The organism is Streptomyces sp. NPDC030799 (assembly GCF_055572255.1).
The window spans coordinates 22,339-40,666 of the sequence record NZ_JBVIDS010000017.1; the positions used below are offsets into that span (position 1 = coordinate 22,339).

15 protein-coding genes and 3 pseudogenes are annotated in these 18,328 nt (G+C 68.8%); 8 read left to right on the forward strand and 10 right to left on the reverse strand.

All coding sequences use genetic code 11. The features are described 5' to 3' along the window. Window positions 1-18: 18 nt before the first annotated feature. The gene (locus ACZ41I_RS34915) at window positions 19-777 is read left to right on the forward strand and encodes a hypothetical protein (RefSeq protein WP_468515931.1); all 759 of its coding nucleotides are present in this window, start codon (window positions 19-21) and stop codon (window positions 775-777) included. Between the two features lie 83 nt (window positions 778-860). Then, window positions 861-1,331 carry a hypothetical protein gene (locus tag ACZ41I_RS34920; protein ID WP_468515932.1) on the forward strand — a complete coding sequence of 157 codons (471 nt, stop codon included), beginning with the start codon at window positions 861-863 and terminating at the stop codon, window positions 1,329-1,331. Between the two features lie 66 nt (window positions 1,332-1,397). On the opposite strand, the gene ACZ41I_RS34925 is transcribed toward ACZ41I_RS34920, so the two are convergent. From ACZ41I_RS34925 to ACZ41I_RS34940, 4 genes are all read right to left on the reverse strand, one after another. Further along, a complete protein-coding gene (locus ACZ41I_RS34925) occupies window positions 1,398-1,526 on the reverse strand; it encodes a hypothetical protein (protein WP_468515933.1) in 129 nt (42 codons plus the stop codon). Between the two features lie 276 nt (window positions 1,527-1,802). After that, window positions 1,803-2,390, reverse strand: a complete 588-nt coding sequence (locus ACZ41I_RS34930) for an SMI1/KNR4 family protein (protein WP_468515934.1) — start codon at window positions 2,388-2,390, stop codon at window positions 1,803-1,805. Window positions 2,391-2,909: 519 nt separating this feature from the next. Continuing rightward, window positions 2,910-3,848, reverse strand: coding sequence for a hypothetical protein (locus tag ACZ41I_RS34935; RefSeq protein ID WP_468515935.1), 939 nt, complete (start codon window positions 3,846-3,848; stop codon window positions 2,910-2,912). Beyond that, a complete protein-coding gene (locus ACZ41I_RS34940; RefSeq protein WP_468515936.1) occupies window positions 3,845-4,246 on the reverse strand; it encodes a hypothetical protein in 402 nt (133 codons plus the stop codon). Before ACZ41I_RS34940 ends, ACZ41I_RS34935 begins: the two co-directional genes overlap by 4 nt. Window positions 4,247-4,416: 170 nt before the next feature. Here ACZ41I_RS34940 and ACZ41I_RS34945 point away from each other — a divergent pair, with 170 nt between their 5' ends. Beyond that, window positions 4,417-8,805, forward strand: coding sequence for a CHAT domain-containing protein (locus ACZ41I_RS34945; protein WP_468515937.1), 4,389 nt, complete (start codon window positions 4,417-4,419; stop codon window positions 8,803-8,805). Window positions 8,806-8,995: 190 nt separating this feature from the next. After that, a pseudogene (locus ACZ41I_RS34950) lies at window positions 8,996-9,070 on the forward strand (hypothetical protein); the annotation flags it as partial. Window positions 9,071-9,283: 213 nt separating this feature from the next. Here the strand turns inward: ACZ41I_RS34950 and ACZ41I_RS34955 are convergent. From ACZ41I_RS34955 to ACZ41I_RS34965, 3 genes and pseudogenes are all read right to left on the reverse strand, one after another. Continuing rightward, complete coding sequence (locus ACZ41I_RS34955; RefSeq protein ID WP_468515938.1) at window positions 9,284-9,487, reverse strand: hypothetical protein; 204 nt, start codon at window positions 9,485-9,487, stop codon at window positions 9,284-9,286. Between the two features lie 154 nt (window positions 9,488-9,641). Next, window positions 9,642-9,830, reverse strand: a pseudogene (locus tag ACZ41I_RS34960) (IS110 family transposase); the annotation flags it as partial. A 657-nt stretch (window positions 9,831-10,487) separates the two neighbouring features. Next, window positions 10,488-10,877 carry a thiol-disulfide oxidoreductase DCC family protein gene (locus ACZ41I_RS34965; RefSeq protein WP_468515939.1) on the reverse strand — a complete coding sequence of 130 codons (390 nt, stop codon included), beginning with the start codon at window positions 10,875-10,877 and terminating at the stop codon, window positions 10,488-10,490. A gap of 175 nt (window positions 10,878-11,052) precedes the next feature. Between ACZ41I_RS34965 and ACZ41I_RS34970 the strand changes: the two genes are divergently transcribed. After that, on the forward strand, window positions 11,053-11,760 hold the full coding sequence (locus ACZ41I_RS34970; protein WP_468515940.1) for an IS5 family transposase: 708 nt from the start codon (window positions 11,053-11,055) through the stop codon (window positions 11,758-11,760). 57 nt (window positions 11,761-11,817) lie between these two features. On the opposite strand, the gene ACZ41I_RS34975 is transcribed toward ACZ41I_RS34970, so the two are convergent. Both ACZ41I_RS34975 and ACZ41I_RS34980 read right to left on the reverse strand, forming a co-directional pair. Continuing rightward, a complete protein-coding gene (locus ACZ41I_RS34975) occupies window positions 11,818-12,600 on the reverse strand; it encodes a hypothetical protein (RefSeq protein ID WP_468515941.1) in 783 nt (260 codons plus the stop codon). Window positions 12,601-12,705: 105 nt separating this feature from the next. Then, window positions 12,706-13,149 carry a hypothetical protein gene (locus tag ACZ41I_RS34980; protein WP_468515942.1) on the reverse strand — a complete coding sequence of 148 codons (444 nt, stop codon included), beginning with the start codon at window positions 13,147-13,149 and terminating at the stop codon, window positions 12,706-12,708. Between the two features lie 315 nt (window positions 13,150-13,464). Between ACZ41I_RS34980 and ACZ41I_RS34985 the strand changes: the two are divergent. The 3 genes and pseudogenes from ACZ41I_RS34985 to ACZ41I_RS34995 all read left to right on the forward strand — a co-directional run bounded on the left by ACZ41I_RS34985 (window position 13,465) and on the right by ACZ41I_RS34995 (window position 17,679). Next, window positions 13,465-14,381: pseudogene (locus tag ACZ41I_RS34985) on the forward strand (NADP-dependent oxidoreductase). Between the two features lie 815 nt (window positions 14,382-15,196). Beyond that, on the forward strand, window positions 15,197-16,339 hold the full coding sequence (locus ACZ41I_RS34990) for a hypothetical protein (RefSeq protein WP_468515943.1): 1,143 nt from the start codon (window positions 15,197-15,199) through the stop codon (window positions 16,337-16,339). 734 nt (window positions 16,340-17,073) lie between these two features. Then, a complete protein-coding gene (locus ACZ41I_RS34995) occupies window positions 17,074-17,679 on the forward strand; it encodes a toll/interleukin-1 receptor domain-containing protein (protein ID WP_468515944.1) in 606 nt (201 codons plus the stop codon). Window positions 17,680-17,697: 18 nt separating this feature from the next. On the opposite strand, the gene ACZ41I_RS35000 is transcribed toward ACZ41I_RS34995, so the two are convergent. After that, on the reverse strand, window positions 17,698-18,168 hold the full coding sequence (locus ACZ41I_RS35000) for a DinB/UmuC family translesion DNA polymerase (RefSeq protein ID WP_468515945.1): 471 nt from the start codon (window positions 18,166-18,168) through the stop codon (window positions 17,698-17,700). Window positions 18,169-18,328: the final 160 nt, after the last annotated feature.

Consider the following 18,328-nt stretch of genomic DNA (forward strand, 5'->3'; position numbering starts at 1 on the left):
TGGCGATCCGTCACTAAAGTGGCTGCCAGACGAAGGCCGCCGCCAACAGCGCGTGCAGACGGGGATATCGGAGAGACAGTGGACAACCCTTTCGCCCCACCTCGTTCCGACAACGGTCACCGACCTGCGTGGTCCGCGCTCGACGAGTACCTGTGGCACTCGTGCGACATCATCGCCGACCTGGTCGAGAAGCGGATCGATCAGCGACCGCTGGTCGCCACCATGGCCCGGCTCGAACCCGGTGACCGCGCACTGGCCGTCGGGCCTGCTCAGCGTCTGACCTGGAGGGCCATCGGGGATGGCAGCTACAGGCACCAGAACATGTTCGCCTTCGGCAGCCCCGCCTTCGTGATCGGCAGCATGGTCGGCTCGGCTGTCGGTAACTCCGCCCGGCGCCGTGCCGCCGCCAACGACGCCCAACCTCGCTGGGTACTCGACGGGGCCGGCGAAATCACCGTCACCACGCGCAGCGTCTACTTCGGCCATCCTCAGTGTCCACTCGACCTCTTCTGGGTCGGCCTCGACACCATCGACCTCGTTGCACCGGACGTCTTCCAAACCAGTTTCCGGGACATCAACAACCACCGGTACACCACGGTGCAGCTCCGCACCCCCTGGGCATCGCTGCTGTTCGTCCTGGCCGCGATCACGGCATTCCCTGCCCACCCGCGGCTGCTGGGACGAGGCTGGCTTCCGACGGACTTCGAAAGCCGATGCGCCCAGCTCGGACGGCCATGCCGCCCGGCAGCCCGTCTCCTGTTGGAACACGGGCGCTGACTGCGCAACTGATCTTCGGCATTCCTAAGCGGCCCGCAAGACGACCGTCAGACGGAGGCGACGGTCCAGGTACGGTTCCGCGCATGGAGATCGGAAGATGGGCCGGCCGGGGTGTGACCGCGGTGGCCGTGGGTGGGGCACTGAGCGTGCTGGCGGGCTGCGGGGGCAGCGACAAGCCGGTGAGTACGAAGGCGGATGCGAAGCCGACAACGAGCCTGCGGCCGTCGGTTCAGTCGTCGGACATGGTGAAGTCGACCGAGGCGGCTTTGGCGCTCAACCAGCTCCTTCCAGGTGACGACGTGAACGCGTGCTACAGCGAGGTGCAGTGCGATGCGGCTGCCGTGAGGATCAGGGACTTCGTGCGCGACGTGCAGGTCGCGATCGTGACCGAGGTCGGCAGCGATCCGTATTACCAACCTCTCGTGGACGAGGCCGGCGCCATCATGGAGGAGGCTGACGCCAAGCAGGGGACGGCGGCCGAGCGGCGCCAGGACGTGTACACGAAGGCTCAGGCGCTCGACAAGAAGCTGAAAGCCATCGGCCTGGAGGGCTGAAACGGCGGCGCCCGCCCGGGCTGGATGAGGGCCTGGGCGGGCGCATGGACTGGGAGGGCGTCGTTCTTACGGGCGCGCCGCGGACGAGGCGAACGGGCGCGCGGCGAGGTCCTCCCCGGGGCGGGCACACGGCCGGTCGGACTCGTCCGGGCGGATGCCGGAGAGCGGGCGGGAGGTGGACGGGCGCTGGTTCACCGAAGGCTCCTCGAGAAGGGGAAGCATCGGTCGGACAGCAGTGATCTCAGCAGCAGCGGCCCAGGACCGCCAGGGACAAAAACGGGCACGCGCGCCAGACCGGCCTCACCGACGGGCCGGCGCCACGGCATTTTTGTCGGCGGTCCACCGGGAGGCGCGCTGCTCGGCGCCCCTTCATGTTCGGCCGGGACCGGCACGGGCGGGGAACCGCCGGTACCCGGGGTTGGCTTTGTTCACGAGGTTCTGGCGCACGTTCCGTGAAGTGCTCACGGAAAGTCAGGTCTTCGGAGCCGTGCGATGACGATCTGGATGGGCCCGACGCCCAGGTGAGGTCAGTTCCAGGGCCCGGTTGTCGCGTCCGGCGCTCATGTGGTCGAGCCAGCGTTCGTACCAGTCGAGGAAGTCGGTGGCGGAGGAGACGTCGGGGCCCCAGAATCCGTCACTGTTCCCGGTGAGGACACGGCCGGTGAGAGGACCGGTCACCGCGATGACGCAGACGTCGGTGCAGCCCATTTCGATGACGTGGAGGAAGAGGTCACGTTCGTGTGCCCCCGGACCTGCGTCGTCGAAGCCGCGGGGTGCCCCTGGTTCCCCATGCGGGTTCATGACCAGCAGGGAGCACCGCTCCAGCGGCATGAGGCCGTAGAACGGTGCCGCGCCTGAGCCACCGATGTGTGTGAGGAACTGCCGATAGGCGTCGGGCAGGACGATGTCGTGCTCGGCCTCAAAGGCAGCGACGCGTGCTTCGGCCAGCATGGGACCGAGGCAGAACTTGTGGTGCTCTTCTCCGAAGGAGTGGCTGCGCAGCGGTTGGAGCGGGATCGCGGCCAGCTTGCGGCGCAGGCGGGGGATGCGGGGATCCATGGTGCATCTTCTCTCGTCTGGGTCACCCTGTGGGTGGCTGTGGTCAGCTGGCCAGAAGAACCCTCTTCCGCAGGGGAGCGAAGCCGGGGCTGGCGGGACATCTGGCGCTTGAGCATCTTGATCCGGTTGACGTGTCCTTCGACGACGCTAGAACTCCAGGGCAGGGTGAGGCCAGCGATCACGGCGTCGCGGCCCGCACTGTTGCCAGCAGGTGAGTTAGCCCAGCAGCAGGGCCGGGCAGGCACCGACGCATGGGTGCCCGGTCCGACCGGGACGCCAGCTCAGAATGCGGAGGGCCCCCGGGCCCCGGCCTGGAGGCCTGCGCCGTGGCCCGGGCGTCGTCTCGCCGCGAAGTGCCGCCCGGCCGCCGACCGCTACCGCGCCGCGGCCGCCGAGTTCTCCGCCCGCTACGCGAGGTACTCCGACGTGTCGGCGAGTACGCAAGCGAGTGGTTGCCCGCGGGTCGGCCTTGCCAGCCAGGCCAGGCCAGGCCGACCCGTGTAGAAGACCCCGTCTCCGTCAGTCCCCGGCCAGGGGTGGCGGCAGGGGTCTCAGCAGGCTCATGACCACGTCGCCGCTCTCGGCGCCCGTGCTACCGGCGTCGCTGACACCGAGGGCGGCCGCGAGCTCGCCCGTGTGGAGTCTGGCTGCGGCCTCCAACAAGGTGGCGTAGGTGTCGGTTGCGGCGCGGATTCTGTGCCGTGCGACGGTGGCGAGTACCGCGGCCAGGACCGCTGCTGGCCACCACCACCAGGTCAGCGCGGCGTACAGGACGGCCCAGCCGCCGAGCGCAGTGGCCCGGGTCAGGTCCTGCCGGGCGTCTGTGATTTCGGTGCGGGTCGTCTCCGGCATGGTGAGCCACAGGTGTGGCCACAGCGTACCCATGTCCAGGTGGCGGTCCCGTTTCAGGCGTACGGCAGCGGCGTTGATGCGGTCGCCGCTCCAGGTCGGCCGTTCCGGGCGCTCGGCGGCGATACGGGTTCTCCTATGCCAGGTGGCCAGCCGGCGGTCTCGGGTCTCGTCGGTGACCGTGGCGCCGGCCTGCGCGGCAGCCCGGTACAGGTTGCTGTATTCCTCGTGCTCGGCGTCCCATCGCGCCCGGCGCGAGGCGGTGCGCCGGGCGGCGAGATTGCGTGCCGGGAAGAGCCACTGGCCCCAGTCCGTGGCCAGTACCCCGCGCTCGATGGCGGAGCCGAGAGCTTGGGCGGCCAGCCCGGCGGCCGCCGCGCCGGCCAAGATCCCGGCCAACACCAGCACTTGACCCGCGGTGGTCGCCGCCGTCCGCGAATGGGACCAGGTGGTAATCCGGCCGCTGATGCGGCTGACGGCGACCGCATGGGTCTGGCCCAGGGCGCGGGCGCAAGCGGCCGCGGCCAGATACAGCGCACCGGGCAGGACCAACAGGGTCAGCCAGCGCTCCGCCAGTTTCTGGCCCAGCTGGCCCAGAAAACCGGTCACTGCAACTCGCCCCGGGCCAGCTCCATACCGGTCAGTTCACACCTGGAAACGGCTCCCGGACCGGGCTGGGCGAACCGCGTGCAGGGGTACTCGCGCCGGGGGCAGCGCAGCACGGGCTCGAAGGGCTCCTGCTCGATCCCGACGGGGTGAACCAGGCCACGAGCGCCAGCCTGGCCGTAGATACCCAGGGAGTCGCGAGCGGTACGCAGAGCGCGATGGATCTTCTCCAGGTCGGCGGCGACATCCGTGGTGCCGGCGGGATCGGTCAGCCTGATCAGCGCCGCGCGTTGGTCGTCCGAGCTCTCGGCGATGGTCCGTTCGATATACGAGCGATGTTCGCAGACATAGGCGAGTCCTCGGGCGACCTGGTCGGCGGACCGACCTGTGGCCTGGTTCACGGCGATTCCCCCAGCGTCGGCCGTCGAGCGCGGCCGGTCCCGGGCCAGCATAGGCCAGAGCCGTGTGGCTTCTGAGACGATTCCATGATTTCACTAAGTACTCAGATGATCACGATCTGTGCCGATACGGTGGCGTCCGACACACCACAGGGACCGGAGTGGGGGAACGCATGGATCGCAGGACTGAGGCGTTGACGCAGGTCAGGGAGCTTCTGGCCAAGATCCGGCAAACACGCGACTACGCACTGGCGCTGGATCCCGGTGTCGGCGCTCTTGCCGAACAGTTGCGACAGGCCGGAGGTGGACCGGGCGACATCGAGTGCTGCCATACGCTCGGCTGGCTGCACTGGTACCGGTATGGCGCGCTGCCCCACGGTGCGGACCAGCATGCGCTGGAACAGGCCCTTTCCTCGTTCGATCCATGCTTTCTGGCCGGGAACCAGGACTTGCCGGAGGAAGTGATCCCCGACCTGGTGCAGCGTGCCGCGGCAAGCACGATGGAGCTCAGCCAACGGGCGCAGTTCTCGCCGGATCCAGAGCTGGTGACACAGGCCGTCCAACGGTGGCGGCGCATCATCGACGCCACAGCCCAGGATCACCCAAACCGTCCGGCTCTGCTCTCCGCCTTCGGTACGACCTTGCTGATGCGCTTCCAGCGCACAGGTGTGCTCGAAGACCTCAATGAGGCCATCCGCATGGACACCCTGGCGCTGGACATCGTCCCCGAGAACTACTTCGGGGCCGCCGCGCTGTTTTCCATCCTCGCCGAGGCGTTGCGGACCCGGTTCGAGCACACAGGCGTGCCGACCGATCTGAACGAGGCCGTGCGCCTGGGGGCTTTGGCCGTGAAAACAGCGCCGGACAACTATCCCGATCGCCCGACCATGCTGGCGAACCACAGCATCGCGGTGCTGGCCCGGTTCGGGCAGACCGGCGACCCGGCCGACTTGAACGAGGCCGTAGGTCTGGGCACTCTGGCTGTGAACACCGCCCCCGAGAGCCACCCTGGCCGCACCATCATGCTGACCAACCTCGGTGGTGCGCTGTACCGGCAGTTCGAGCGCACCGGTGCGCTGACAGATCTGAACGAAGCCATCCGCGTAGGTACCCTGGCCGTCGAAAACAGCCCCGGTCACCACCCCGGCCGCGGCGCGATGCTGTCGAATCTCTCGAATTCGCTGCTGGCCCGATTCGAACGCACCGACGCGCTCAGCGATCTGCACGAGGCCGTCCGCGTGGGCACCCTGGCTGTGGAGACCACTTCGGAGAGCGACCCCGACCGCGCCACGTGGCTGTCCAGCCTGGGTAACGCGCTACGGACACGGTACGCCCGCACCGGTGCGCTGGACGACCTCGACCGGGCCGTGGACTTGGCGACCCTGGCTGTGGAACGCACCCCCGTAGGCCATCCAGGCCGCCCCGGCAGGCTGGTCAGTCTCGCGGGCGCTTTGAAGGCCCGAGCCGAACGCATCGGCTCACAGGCCGACCTGGCAGAGTCCGTACGCCTGCAGACCCTGGCCGCCGAGGCCGCCGGCGACGACAGCCCCGACCGCGTCACCATGCTGTCCAACCTCGCGGAAGCGCTGCGAGCCCGTTTCGACCGGACAGACGTCCTGGCCGATCTGGACCAAGCCGTGGAGGTGGCGGCCCAGGCAGTCGAGGCCACGCCCCCGGACCATCCCAACCGGGCCTTCATCCTGACCAATCTCAGCGGCGCGCTTCGGACGCGGTTCCTGCGCACCGACACACTGCCGGACCTCTACCGAGCCGTGGAGGCGGCGACCCTGGCCTTGGAGTCCGCTGCCGACGGCCATCCCCACCGGGCCAGCATCCTGAACGACCTCGGTGCCGCACTGCTCGCCAGGTTCATGCGTATCGGCGCGCTGACGGACTTGAACGAGGCCGTGCGCATGATGACCCAGGCCGTGGAAACCACCGCCGACGACCATCCCGACCGCGCCAAATGGCTGTCCAACCTCTGCGCCGCGCTGCACGCCCGGTTCGAGCGCACCGGGGCGCTCGCGGACCTCGACGAAGCCGTACGCATGGGCACCCTGGTCCTGGCGAGCCTTCCCGAGGACTACCCCGGGCGGGCCCTCACCATGGCCAACCTGGGCAACGCACTTCGGGCGCGGGCCATGCGCACCGGCGCACTGGCCGACCTGGACAGGGCCGTGGAGATGGGCGGCCTGGCCGTGGCGGCCACCCCTGACGGCGATCCGGACCGCATCAAGCGACTGACCAATCTCGGCGCGGCCCTGTTCACCCGGTTCGAGCTCACCGGTAGCCTGACGGACCTCGACGCAGCCGTACGCGTGGGCACACTCGTCCTGGGGACCCTCGCCGAGGACCACCCCGACCGCGGCACCTGGATGTCCAACCTCAGCGTCGCGTTGACGTCCCGGTTCCAGCGCACCGGCGATCCGGCAGACCTCGACGAAGCCGTGCGCCTGGGTGCCCTGGCCGTGGATAGCTGCCCCGACGACCGTCCGGAACGCACCAGGTTCCTGTCCAACCTCGGCGTCACCCTGCGGACCCGGTTCGGACACACCGGCGCGTCGGCCGACCTGGACGAATCCGTGCGGGTGGCCGCCCTCGGCGTGGCGGCCACCGCCGAGGACCACGCCGATCGTGCCCTCATGCTGACCAACCTCAGCACTGCGTTGCAGGCCCGTTTCGAGCGAACCGGTGAGCCGGCCGACCTGGACGAGGCCATCCGTGTGGCGGCGCTGGCCGTGGAGACCACCGCGGACGACCACGCCAGCCGTGCCCTCATGCTCACCTTGCTTGGCAACGGGCTGCGGATCCAGGCCGAGCGTGGCGCCGACCCCGCGGCCGCGGAGCGGGCCGCTGACTTCCTCGAGCAGGCGGCCTCGTTGCCCTCAGCGCCTCCGACCGACCGGATCGACGCCGCGCTTCAGGCGGGGACGCTGATCGGGGTCACCGACCCCGGCCGGGCCGCCGATCTCTTCGAACAGGCCGTACGCCTGCTGCCCGAGATCGCTTCGGACCGACTGCGACGTGACGACCGCCAGTTCGCGCTCAGGCGTTTCAGCGGCCTGTCCTCCGACGCGGCAGCATTGGCGTTGCTCGACACCTCCAAACCCGCAGGCCAGCGGGCCGAGCGGGCTCTGGCGCTGTTGGAGGCCGGGCGTGGAGTGCTGCTCAGCCGGGCCATGGGCTTGCGCAGCGACGTCACCGACCTTCAAGCCGAACACCCCGAACTGGCCCGCAGGCTCACCGAGCTGCGCACCTTGCTGGACGCCGAGTCCGGCGGTCGTCACGTCACCGCCGACCCGGCCGACGGCGCGGTGGCCGGCAGCACCCGCGCCAAGTGGGCGGTTGAGCTGGCGGCGGTCCTGGAGCGGATCCGTGCGCTGCCGGGCTTCGAGTCCTTCGGCCTGCCGCCGTCGATGGAACAGCTGCGAGCCCAGGCAGCGGCCGGACCGGTCGTCAGCCTCACCGTCAGCGTCCACCACAGCGCGGCCCTGATCCTCACCACCGACGGCATCACCGCGGTGCCACTGCCCGGCCTGACACCGGAGGCCCTGGTCGAGCACATCGACGCCTTCCACCAGGGGCTGGACGACGTCCACGGCTCGGAAGACGTACGCCTCAAAGCGGGTCAGGCCTTGCGGAACACGCTGGCCTGGTTGTGGGACGAGGTCACCGAACCGGTGCTGGACCACTTGGGGCACCGCCACCCACCGCTCGACGGTGCGGCCTGGCCGCGGGTGTGGTGGGCCACCGGCGGCCTGCTGGGACTCCTGCCGCTGCACGCCGCCGGACACTATGAAGACGTTTCCGACCCGGGCCGGCGGAGGGTGGCCGATCGTGTCGTGTCCTCCCACACTCCCACCGTTCGGGCTCTGGGCCACGCCCGTCGGCCCCGCCCCAACGTCACGGCGGCGTCCTCGCTGATCGTCGCCATGCCCACCACCCCGGACCTGCCGGAGGAGCTGCGCGGCGCGGAATTGTGGCACATCCCCATGGAGGCCGCGCGCCTGGCCGAGCTGCTGCCCAGCCCTGTGACGCTCAGCGGCCCGCAGCAGGGCGCGCCGGCGCAGAACCCGCCGACGCGGGAACGCGTCCTCGCGGAGATGTCGGCATGCACGATCGCCCACTTCGCCTGCCACGGCGTCAGCGACGCCGACAACCCCTCGAACAGCCGTCTCCTGCTGCACGACCACCGGGAGCATCCGCTCACCGTCGCCGCCCTGGCTCCGGTCGACTTCCGCACGGCACGCCTGGCTTATCTGTCGGCGTGCAACACCTCGGCCAACCACGCCGTCGATCTGCTGGACGAGTCGATCCACCTGGCCGGGGCCATGCAGCTGGCCGGCTACCCGCACGTGATCGGCACCTTGTGGCCCATCGACGACGAAACCGCCGTCGACGTCGCCACCGGGTTCTACACCGCGCTGCGGGACGCGGCCGGCGACCTGAACGTCGACGACGCCGCGATCGCCCTGCACCAGACTCTCAGAACACTTATCGAGGAGCAGGAGATTCACGCGACACCGTGGCTGTGGGCGCCCTACATCCATGCAGGGGCCTGACTGCGGCGGCGCTCGCCTTGAGGGTCACCGCATGGCCTCCTACGCTGGTCGGCGGATTCGCCACGCCGGAAGGGCTGTCCGCCGCGCGCGCCTTGGGGGCTGCCGGTATCCAGGTGGGCAGTGCGTTCGCCTTGTGCCGACCCGGGTGTCGACGCCGCGCTCAAGCAGCGACTGGGCGTAGGCGAGTGCTTCGACAACGGCCCGTGACGAGCCCGGCGTGCGGCTGCGGTTTTTCCTGGACCTGCGCCAGGAGGCCGACGCGTAGGGCTGCGGCGGATGCCAGCGTTTCTCGTGCCTCCCGACAATCGGGGAGGTGCGCCAGCACGCTGACCTGTCGTGGTTGGAGTCCTGGGTCGGCCAGCCCCCCGCCGTGCTCGAGGCCGCGGGGTGTGCGCGGATAGAGCTCCTTCCCGCGGCTGTCACGTGGGAAGACACCTCATGCGGCTACCGGGTCACGTTGACCTTGTCCTGCGTGGGGTCAGCCAGTCGCGAATGCGGACAGCAGCGTGTCTGCCCGGACCTCCAGTTGGGGCGTCAGAGGCCCGTCAACGATCACAGAGACCTCATCGGCACCGACCGAGCGGGCAAGCCGAACCTCGACCTCTTGCTTCTTGCCGACCAAGGGGTACGAGTACCAGCCGTCGGCCTGATCGTCGTCGGTCGCCTCAACCGCCAGTGCCACTCCCAGTCGGTGGCATCGAAGCCGTAACCCACGTAGCGCGACAGCAACTCCAGGAAGGACCGTAGGTTGCGCTCCCAGATCCATCCACCGACTTCTGCCATGACTCCCCTTCCGCGCTCAGGAGGACAGCCTGTCAAAGCCGAGTCCTCAGTGATCAGCCAGCTGCGGCAGGAGACGGAAAGGCGATGGATGCGTCGAAGAGCACACGGTTCTGGAGAAAGTGATGGAGTTGTCCGAGCATGCGGTTGAACAGATGCCGCAGGGCTTGGGCATGCCAGTCTCCAGCCTCGCGCCGCCGCCGGTAGTGCGCGTTGACTCCGGGCGAGTGACTGAGAGTCGCGAAGGGGCAGCTGGAGGGGGTGCTGGGGGATCGGGTCGTCGGACAGGACGGGCTGGTCGACGCGCACCGACAGCTCCGCCCTGTAGCCGGTGCCGTCCTCGACAGTGTCGTGGACAGCCAGAAGCGCGGGCCGGTGCCCGTCGAGATCACCGAAGGCGTGCTGGGCGTCAAGGGCGCCGTCCCACAGCTTCCCCAACGCCTTATCCGCTGGCGCGGACACCAGCCGCAGCCACGCCGGTTGCCCGTCGGCAGTGCGGGCCGGGGCCCAGAGTGCGCCCCGCCCCGCCCACCCCCACAACTCCTTACCCGGCTCAACCCGTACGTCCAGGGCCTTCGCGGCGCGGGCGTGGTGGACGCGCATGCGGCGCTCGGTGTCCGGGTCAGGGGGAGGCGAGTACACCCGTGATCTCCCGCAACACTGGACGGCGGCCAGGGAGGGTTGAGCGACGGCGTCGGCCGCCTCGCTCCAGTGCGGCGCACTAGAGGCGGCGATGAGGACATCCGTCACTCCTGGGCATGACGCGACCGCCAGAACGCACGCCTGTGCGGGGGTCAGGCCCGGCCGGATGAGGTCGGCGAGCTCCTGGTCGACCATGCCCGGCAGGTTTCGCCCTGCTCCGCAAACGCGTCTTGCTGTCCTGACGGTGCTGGGAGGTTCGGCTACAGGCCGACCGCTCGACGGTTGGGCAAAGCGCATGCCGCAGTGCCTCCTGGCATGCGGTGACGATTGTTCGCGACGAGTCGGTACACACCGTGGGCAGCCCACCGCATAGGAGGCAGCATGAGCAACGCACCCGCCAGCGCCCACCCTCCGCCTGCGCTCAACAGTGCCTTCGCCACAGCCTGGGCGCCTCCATACACAACGCCACTGGGAGTCACCCACAGCACTTCATGCTCGGCTCGTGTTGAGGTGACACCAAGAGCTTCCAAGTCCGCGAACTGCCAAGGAACGGTCTCGCAACGAGGCTGTAGGCGCCGCTCAGCGAACCTCACCGACGTAGAGCAAAAGCCGCAATCTCCATCAAAAACGAGTACGGGCTGATTCCGCATGATCGCATCATGCCGCGCCTACAGCAGGGTGGTCTTTCCCGCCGACGAATACCGGCCACGTAGCGTCATCGAGCACGGAAGCTGTGCCAGAACCGCAAATCGTGAACAAAGCCAATGCGAGGACCGGGCCCCTGACGGGACCCGGGGTGGGCCAAAAAAGGGGCGGCTCCTGCGGGTGCGGCCGGGCCCGGGGGCCCGGCCGCCTGATGGTTCAGGCCCGGGTGAGCAGGAGGAGCCGCCGGCCGCCACCCTGCCGACCGGCGGGCACCCGGAGGTCTACGCCCGGTGTGACGTCGTCGACGCCGTACGGCATGTCAACCGCACGGGCTGCCAATGGCGGGCGATACCCGGCGACTTCCCGCCCTGGAGCACGGTGTACCGGTGGTTCCGCGAGTGGCACGCCGCCGGGGTCACGGCCCGGATCTGCGCCGAGGTGTACGAGCAGGTGCGGTTGCGGGAGGACAAGAACCCACGGCCGGTAACCGTGGTCGTCGACTCCCAGACCGCCAAGGCCGACGCCACCGTTCCTAGGACGACATCGGGCTATGACACGGGGAAGAAGACGACCGGGCGTAAGCGTCATCTCGCCGTGGACACGCGGGGCCTACCTGTGATGGTGATGGTCACCCCCGCCAACATCCACGACGCGTACGCCGCCCGTGACTTCCTCTTCCGGCTCCGCCTGATCCATCCGGAGGTCTCCCTCGTGTGGGCCGACTCCGCGTACGGCGGGGAGCTCGTCAGCTGGGCAAAGGACCGTCTCCGCCTCACCATCAAGACCGTCGACCGGCCCAAAACCAAGGGCTTTGTCCTGTTACCCACTGGCGCGCAGCCATACGCGCCGAGCCAACCGTCGTTCTGGCATTCTGCAGGGGCTCATTGATCAGGGGGAAGTCATGGACGAACACGAGCTGAAGCGCGCGGCCGAGGTGGGAGTGGCTCAGCGAGAGGCCGACAAACGCACGGTGGAGCGCCTGCAGGTCATTGCTCTCCGGCTGATCTGTGTCGCCTTCTTCTTCGGCCTGTGCGGTTGGCTGCTGGACATGTTCTGAGCCCCGGAGCGTGCGTGCGCGACGGTGGCCAGCCACTGCACCAGGTCGGTGGAGGTTCCGGCGAGGAACTCGCCGGCCACCGACAGTCCGGGCCATCGCCAGGTCGCCTTGTGTACCCGGACTCGTGCACCGATCGACGGGTCGAGGCGGGTGGCCACGTGCGTTAACTGACGGAAGTTCCCACGCACTTGTCGTAGGTACTGCAGATCCTCCGCGTCGCAATCGCCATCGGTGAGGAGGTCGATGACCTCGTCCATGCTGTTCAGGGTCGCCGTACGTGCGTCGGCCATGGCGCGCTGGCGTTCCTCGGCGCTGATGAGGCCGAAGTCGTACGCCGGGCCTACGGGGATGTCCAGGGCAAGGCGGAGGTCGGGGTCGTCTTCGGTGTCGAACTGGTGGTTCGAGTCGACGAGTACGACCTCGATGTAGCTTGAGGCCGGTCGCGGGGGCGAGGAGTGCTTCGGGGCCGGGCCCGGTTGGAAGCCCGGCCGGTTGGGCTGGCGCTGCAGTGGCCAGACGGCCTGTTTGTCTCGGTAGGGGAAGACCAGGGCGCGGCCCTGGTCCGTCCATGTCGCGTACGGCTGCGGCAGCCGGCCAGCGTGTGTGGGCTCGGGGACGAGCGCGTGCCAGCCGGGCGGGCGGGACAGTACCCAGCCTGGCGGACGGACCACGTACTGGTCCGTGTCCGTCTGGATGGGGCCGGTGAGCCAGTTCCCGAGGTTGTCCAGGCTGACCTGGCGCTCGGCCCGCCATACTGCTCCCCCACCGCGCCCCCTTCAGTCGTAGCTCGTCAGTCCGCGCTGCAGGTGGGCCCGACGGTTCCCGTCGGCGTAGAGGGTGTCCAGGTAGAGATCGTTCCAGTCCTCGCCCTCCTGCTGTAGCAGCCGCTCGTTGGCCTTGGCCTGCGGACCGGTGAGCAGTTCACGGGCGATATTGGCTGCGACCTGAAAGCGGGCCGGGGAGTGCCAGGCCACGTTCTTCTCGAGGGCCTTCACAACCGCCAGCAGGTGCTGCGCTTCTGTGTTCAGCACGGTTTCGGGTGTCCCGGCTGTCGTTTCGCGCACCGCCACAGCGGCCTCCAGGAGTGCGCGCTCCGGACCGGTGCAGAGCCCGGCGGTCGCCAGCCTCCACAGGTTGCGGGCAGCGCGGTGGTGCAGGTGGAGAAGCAGTCCGTCCAGGAAGTCGTCCGTCAACGGTTCGGCCACCGCGATGGCCGTCACCACGGCGTCGGTCAGTGCCCGGCTCTGGTAGTCACGGAATGCGCGCTGGTACTGCCCTGGCAGTACCAGCGAGACAGCCCGAAACCGCAAGGGGCGGTCCTGGCGGGGATCCTTTCGCCGGCGCGGCGGCGGATAGCGCAGAACGGTGGAGATGTGCGTCAGCCTCTCGTCGGGATCCGTCTGCTCCTGCCGCTCGACATGCTCGGCCAGCAGTCAGCGCATGGCCGCATCCCGCGAGGCGCCGTGTCTGGCCATGACCGCGGTCAGCGCATCGAGGGCACATTGCGGGAGCCGGACGTTGTCGTTCCTCTACTGGTGAAGGCAATCGTCGCGACGGATCCGGGCGCGGAAGCAGCCGGGATCACACTCGCGGAGCGGCCTGAGCCGACGCCGTCGATCAACGACGTCGTCGTTGAAGTCCATGCGTCGGGCTTCGTCCCCGCGGAGTGGGAGTGGCCCTCGACGTGGGTCGATCGCGCCGGTCGCGATCGAGCCCAGGCGATCATCGGCCACGAGTTCGCCGGAGTGGTCACCACCCTCGGCTACGGCAGGACGGGGCTCTCGCTGGGACAGCGGGCGTTCGGGATCACGGACTGGCACCGCGATGGAACCCTGGCCGAGTACGCGGCCGTGGAGGCACGCAACCTGTCGCCGCTGCCGGGGAACGTCGACTTCACGGTGGGTGCGAGCCTGCCGATCTCCGGCCTGACCGCGTGGCAAGGTCTGTTCCAGCACGGTCGTCTTCAGGCGGGGCAGAGCGTCCTCGCACACGGCGCCGCCGGCGCAGTCGGGTCTGTGGTTACGCAGCTCGCCCGGGAGTTCGGCGCCTACGTCATCGGTACCGGGCGGGCAGCGGACCGCCAGGCGGCGCTCGATTCGGCGCGAACGAGTTCCTCGACCTCGCCACCGAGGATCTCGACGACATCGGCGGGGTCGACGTGGTCTTCGATGTCATCGGCGCTGACATCCAAAGGCGCTCGGCGAGAATCATCCGGCCTGGCGGGACGCTGGTGTCGGTGGTGGGGCCTGTTGAGGCTCGCCCTGTCGACGGCTTGGCGGTCGACTTCGTCGTCGAGTCCGTTCCGAGTCAGCTGGTGGAGATCGTCGACCGGGTGCGGGACGGACGCCTTCGCACGCACCTCGGAGCCGTCGCGGCCCTCGACGACGCCGTCCCTGCGCTCAACCCGACCGAGCGGCGCAAGGGCAAGACCGTCATTCGCGTGCGCCCCTGAGCGCCCTGGGATGAGCCAACAGCGGTGGTGGGCTGGACGACCGCTGACCTGCCCGGTGTCGGACGAGGAATGCCACGGACTTGAGACTGATCATGGTGACACGGCCGTGAGACAACCAAGAAAGCCCAGGTCGCAAAAGATCGACATGTCGGACGCGACGAACAGTCTCAGCCGTGATGGCACAACGGTGACACGTATGCCGACGTTGTGAGACTTCCTGGTCGGAGCTTTCCGGAACTGCGGTACTCGTCCTCGTTGCTGGCGGCTATTCGGTTGTGGAGCAGGCGCTGAAACTAACGGCGCGCCACCGGCGGGCCGCGCGCTCGGTTCACCGCGGATCCACCGGATCCGGTGAACGTTGCGGTACGCCATCGACGTAAACGTGGCAGATCGCCAGCCCACTTTGGAGAGGCGCAGCCAGGGAAGGCTACGGCTCCGCGCATGAGCGCCGTGACGCTGCTCCCTTTGTTCTATGAGCTCCGTTGCTCCGCACGGAGTCGGGAGCAGGGGCGCACTTTCCTGATCGGCGTGGAATGGCTGGAAATCGCGGGATTATGATCCGGCGCCGTGTCGGTCGCGGGAACGTCGGGGATACTCCTGCTCCCGTAGAACATGTCACGACGTGTGTCGAACGGGGAAGCTCTATGCAACGGCTCAGGTACGTCCTCGCGGGAGTCGTCGTCACAGCGGGTCTGCTCAGCTCTTGCGTCGGCGGCTCGGGGCACGGTGCGGGAGAGACACACAAGCCCCCGGTCGGCGCAGGGAAGACCGGATCCGTGCCCCATGGTCAGTCCGCGCCCCATGATCGCCTGTCCGTGCCCAGCGTGTACGACACCTCCCATGGCTGGGAATCGGACATGATGGGAACCCACCTTTTCCTCCCGCACTCCGCAGCCGTCGCCGTCTTCCAGCCAGTCGCGAACAACGGCGATTTCACCGTCATGGACGCGGCCACCGGCGCAACAAGGTGGACGAGGAAGGTCGAAGGCGTCGGCATGATGTCGGCCCTCGTGACGACCGAGCAGGGCCAGGACTATCTCGTGGCCACGTCCTCCGGTACGACGGGCGAGAACGCGGTCAGAAAAGGCCGGGACGTCACAACCCTCGACATCTTTAGCGCCAAGGACGCGGACTCCGGAGCTGTCACGCTGGCGCACCATCTCGAACTGCCTGGCGAGGGCACCGTCACCGACGGGGGCGGCGGCCTGCTGGTGCGGTTCGACGACGAGACCATCGCGACGGTGGATCCGGCCACCGGAGCGACGAAGTCCTTCGACCTGGCGAAGATGAAGCCCCCGGCCGGCGAGTGCCATCTGTGCTTCGCGTCGACCAAGGCCGTCGCAGTGACCTCGCGTGGACCGCTGCTCGCCACGGACGAGCAGCCCAAGGCCCACTACTGGGTCCCCGGCGCCTGGTCGGGCGGCGCCCTGACCACCGATTCCGAGAACAAGCTCTTCATGACCCCGGTCCGCACCGCCCTGTTCGCCCTATGGCACGACGACGGGGCCCCGCAGGACACCCTCGCTGTCCTGGACCCCGCGACCGGCAAGGTGCGGGCGAAGGTGAACTGCACGGCGGACGCGTTCCACCGGAACGAGGACGCCGCCAAGAGCGCGTCGCTGTCCGCGAACGGGCGCTACCTCGTCCAGGACGACGCCGCCTTCGACCTGGAGAAAGGCACCGGCCGCTGCTTCGGGGACACAGCGCAGACCAAGGCCGTCAATTTCGACGGCGTGACCGACGACGGCACCGCCTTCGGCAGCACCCTCCCGGTGGACGACTCGAAGGAACGATCCCCGGTGGTCGTGGACATCGCCACCGGAACGGTCAGGGCCGACCGGTACGAGGTGACGCCGTTCGGTGACTTCGCTGGCTACGGCTTCTTCCTCTACAACACCGACGACGCGGACAAGGACCTGGAGAACTCCAAGGTGGTCGCCTATCGGCACGCCCGGTGAGCTGAACGAGCCGAGCGAGGTGCAGCCGATCTCCATGCACGCCTCGGTGACGGTCCAGTCTGATTCATCGTTCCGCCGAGGAAATGGCACCATCCTGGACTGATCTTGGGAGACATCGCGGTGAGACAATGGAGAACCAGCAGGTCACAGAAGATCGACATGTCATCGGCGGCGAGACCGTACACCAGCGTACGAATGCCTCTTCCGTCCCGCATGTGCTCTCGAGGTCCACGCCGCACCTGAGTACATGGTCGGTACGCCGACTGTCGTCGTGTACCCGCTGGCCGAGGACGGCGGGTCCGTGTCGGCAGCGTCGTCACGCCAGCGACATTTGAGATGCCGCCGCCACCGGCCGTCGGCTGAGGGCGGATCACTCGGTGGGCAAGCCGCCCCCTGAGCCGGGCAAGCTCTGCCGCTCGGGGATGGGCAAGCCTGTCCCGGCAGCTGCCGCGAGGGACGCCGACGAGGTCGGTCAGTGGCGGGTGACGGTGAAGCCGGTGCTGTTCAAGGCGCTGGTCCACACGTCTCATCAACCAACCGACTGCCCCCCAGCGCCCGGCCGACGTCGTGCCGGCCTCCGCCGGCCGGTACTGGCCCTGAGGCGTGCGAGACTCGCGAAGCCCGGCCGGGCCCTACTGCGATGCCGATGCCGGCCAGGCACCAGCCTCCTTCAACTCCGGCCGACCAGACGCAAACGCCTGCGTGTGACGGCGCCGCGGTGAAAGCATCGGGACATGCACGCCTTCATGTCCCACAACCACCGGGACAAGCCGCACGTGACTCCCTTCGCCGCCCGGATGAAGCTGGCCGGCGCCGGCGTCTGGCTCGACGAATGGGAAATCCACCCCGGAGACTCCATCGTCGGCAAGGTCAACCAGGCGCTGGACCTCGTCGACACCGTGCTCCTGTTCTGGTCCCGCAATGCGGCGGCATCCGCCTGGGTGAACACCGAGATGGAGACCGCCCTCACCCGCAAGCTCAGCGACGGCTCCGTGCGCATCGTCCCGATGCGGCTCGATGACGCCCCGCTCCCTCCGCTGCTGCGCCCGCTGAAGTACGTCTCCCTCGAGGACGGCGCCGACGTGGACGCCGCGGTGCGCCGGATCCTCGGCATCGACTCCCAGGCGGAACTGCTCAAGGCCATGCAGCAGACGCACTGGGACGCCGGTATCCAGTCCCGGGACTTCCGCGGCATGGGGGTCATGGTCGCCTGCCCCAAGTGCGGTGCCCCGGCGGGTGACTTGGACGGTCGTCTGGAGATCGATCACGAGCGGGACGACCTGTACATGATCGTCACCTGCAAGGCATGCGGCTGGTCCGACGGCTGCGAGACCTGGTAGCCCTACTCCCCCGCTCGGCTACGCGATCCGCGGCCCGGCGAGCGTGGCCGGGCGTACGGTGCCCGAGCCGAAGCGCCGGTTGGCCCGGTCGACGGCCGTCTCGATACGGCGGATGTTCTCCTCGGTGCGGTCCAGGGAGATCTGCTCGGCAACCTGGTCGGCGTCGAGGAGCTGCTCGGCTCGTACGGTCACGGCGCGTACGCGGGCCCGCTCGAGGTGCAGCCCGTTGAAGATGCGGTAGGCGCACTCGCGCAGGTCCGCGTCGTGTGCGCTGGCGGCCGGCAGCTTGCGGGAGCGGCTGAGCAGGGACCTGTCGGCGAAGCGCAGCTGGAGCTGCACGCCGCTCGCGGCCTGGTCGCGCTCGCGCAGCCGGGCGCCGATGGTGACCACCGCGTCGAGGATCGCGGCGCGGACGGCGATGCCGTGGAGCATGTCCAGTTCGAAGGTCCGGCTCTCGCTGGTGGAGCGGGGCAGCACGGTGGGGGTCACGCGCCGGTGGTCCTCGCCGCGCGCCCGCTGCTGGAGCAGGCATCCGTCGTGGCCGCCGAGGAGCCGAGGTCGTCCCAGCTCGTCTGCCCCAGCCGTCCTCCCAGGAGGTGTTCGAGGACCGAGGGATGCGCTCGCCCTCGGACACGAACGGCGATGTGGG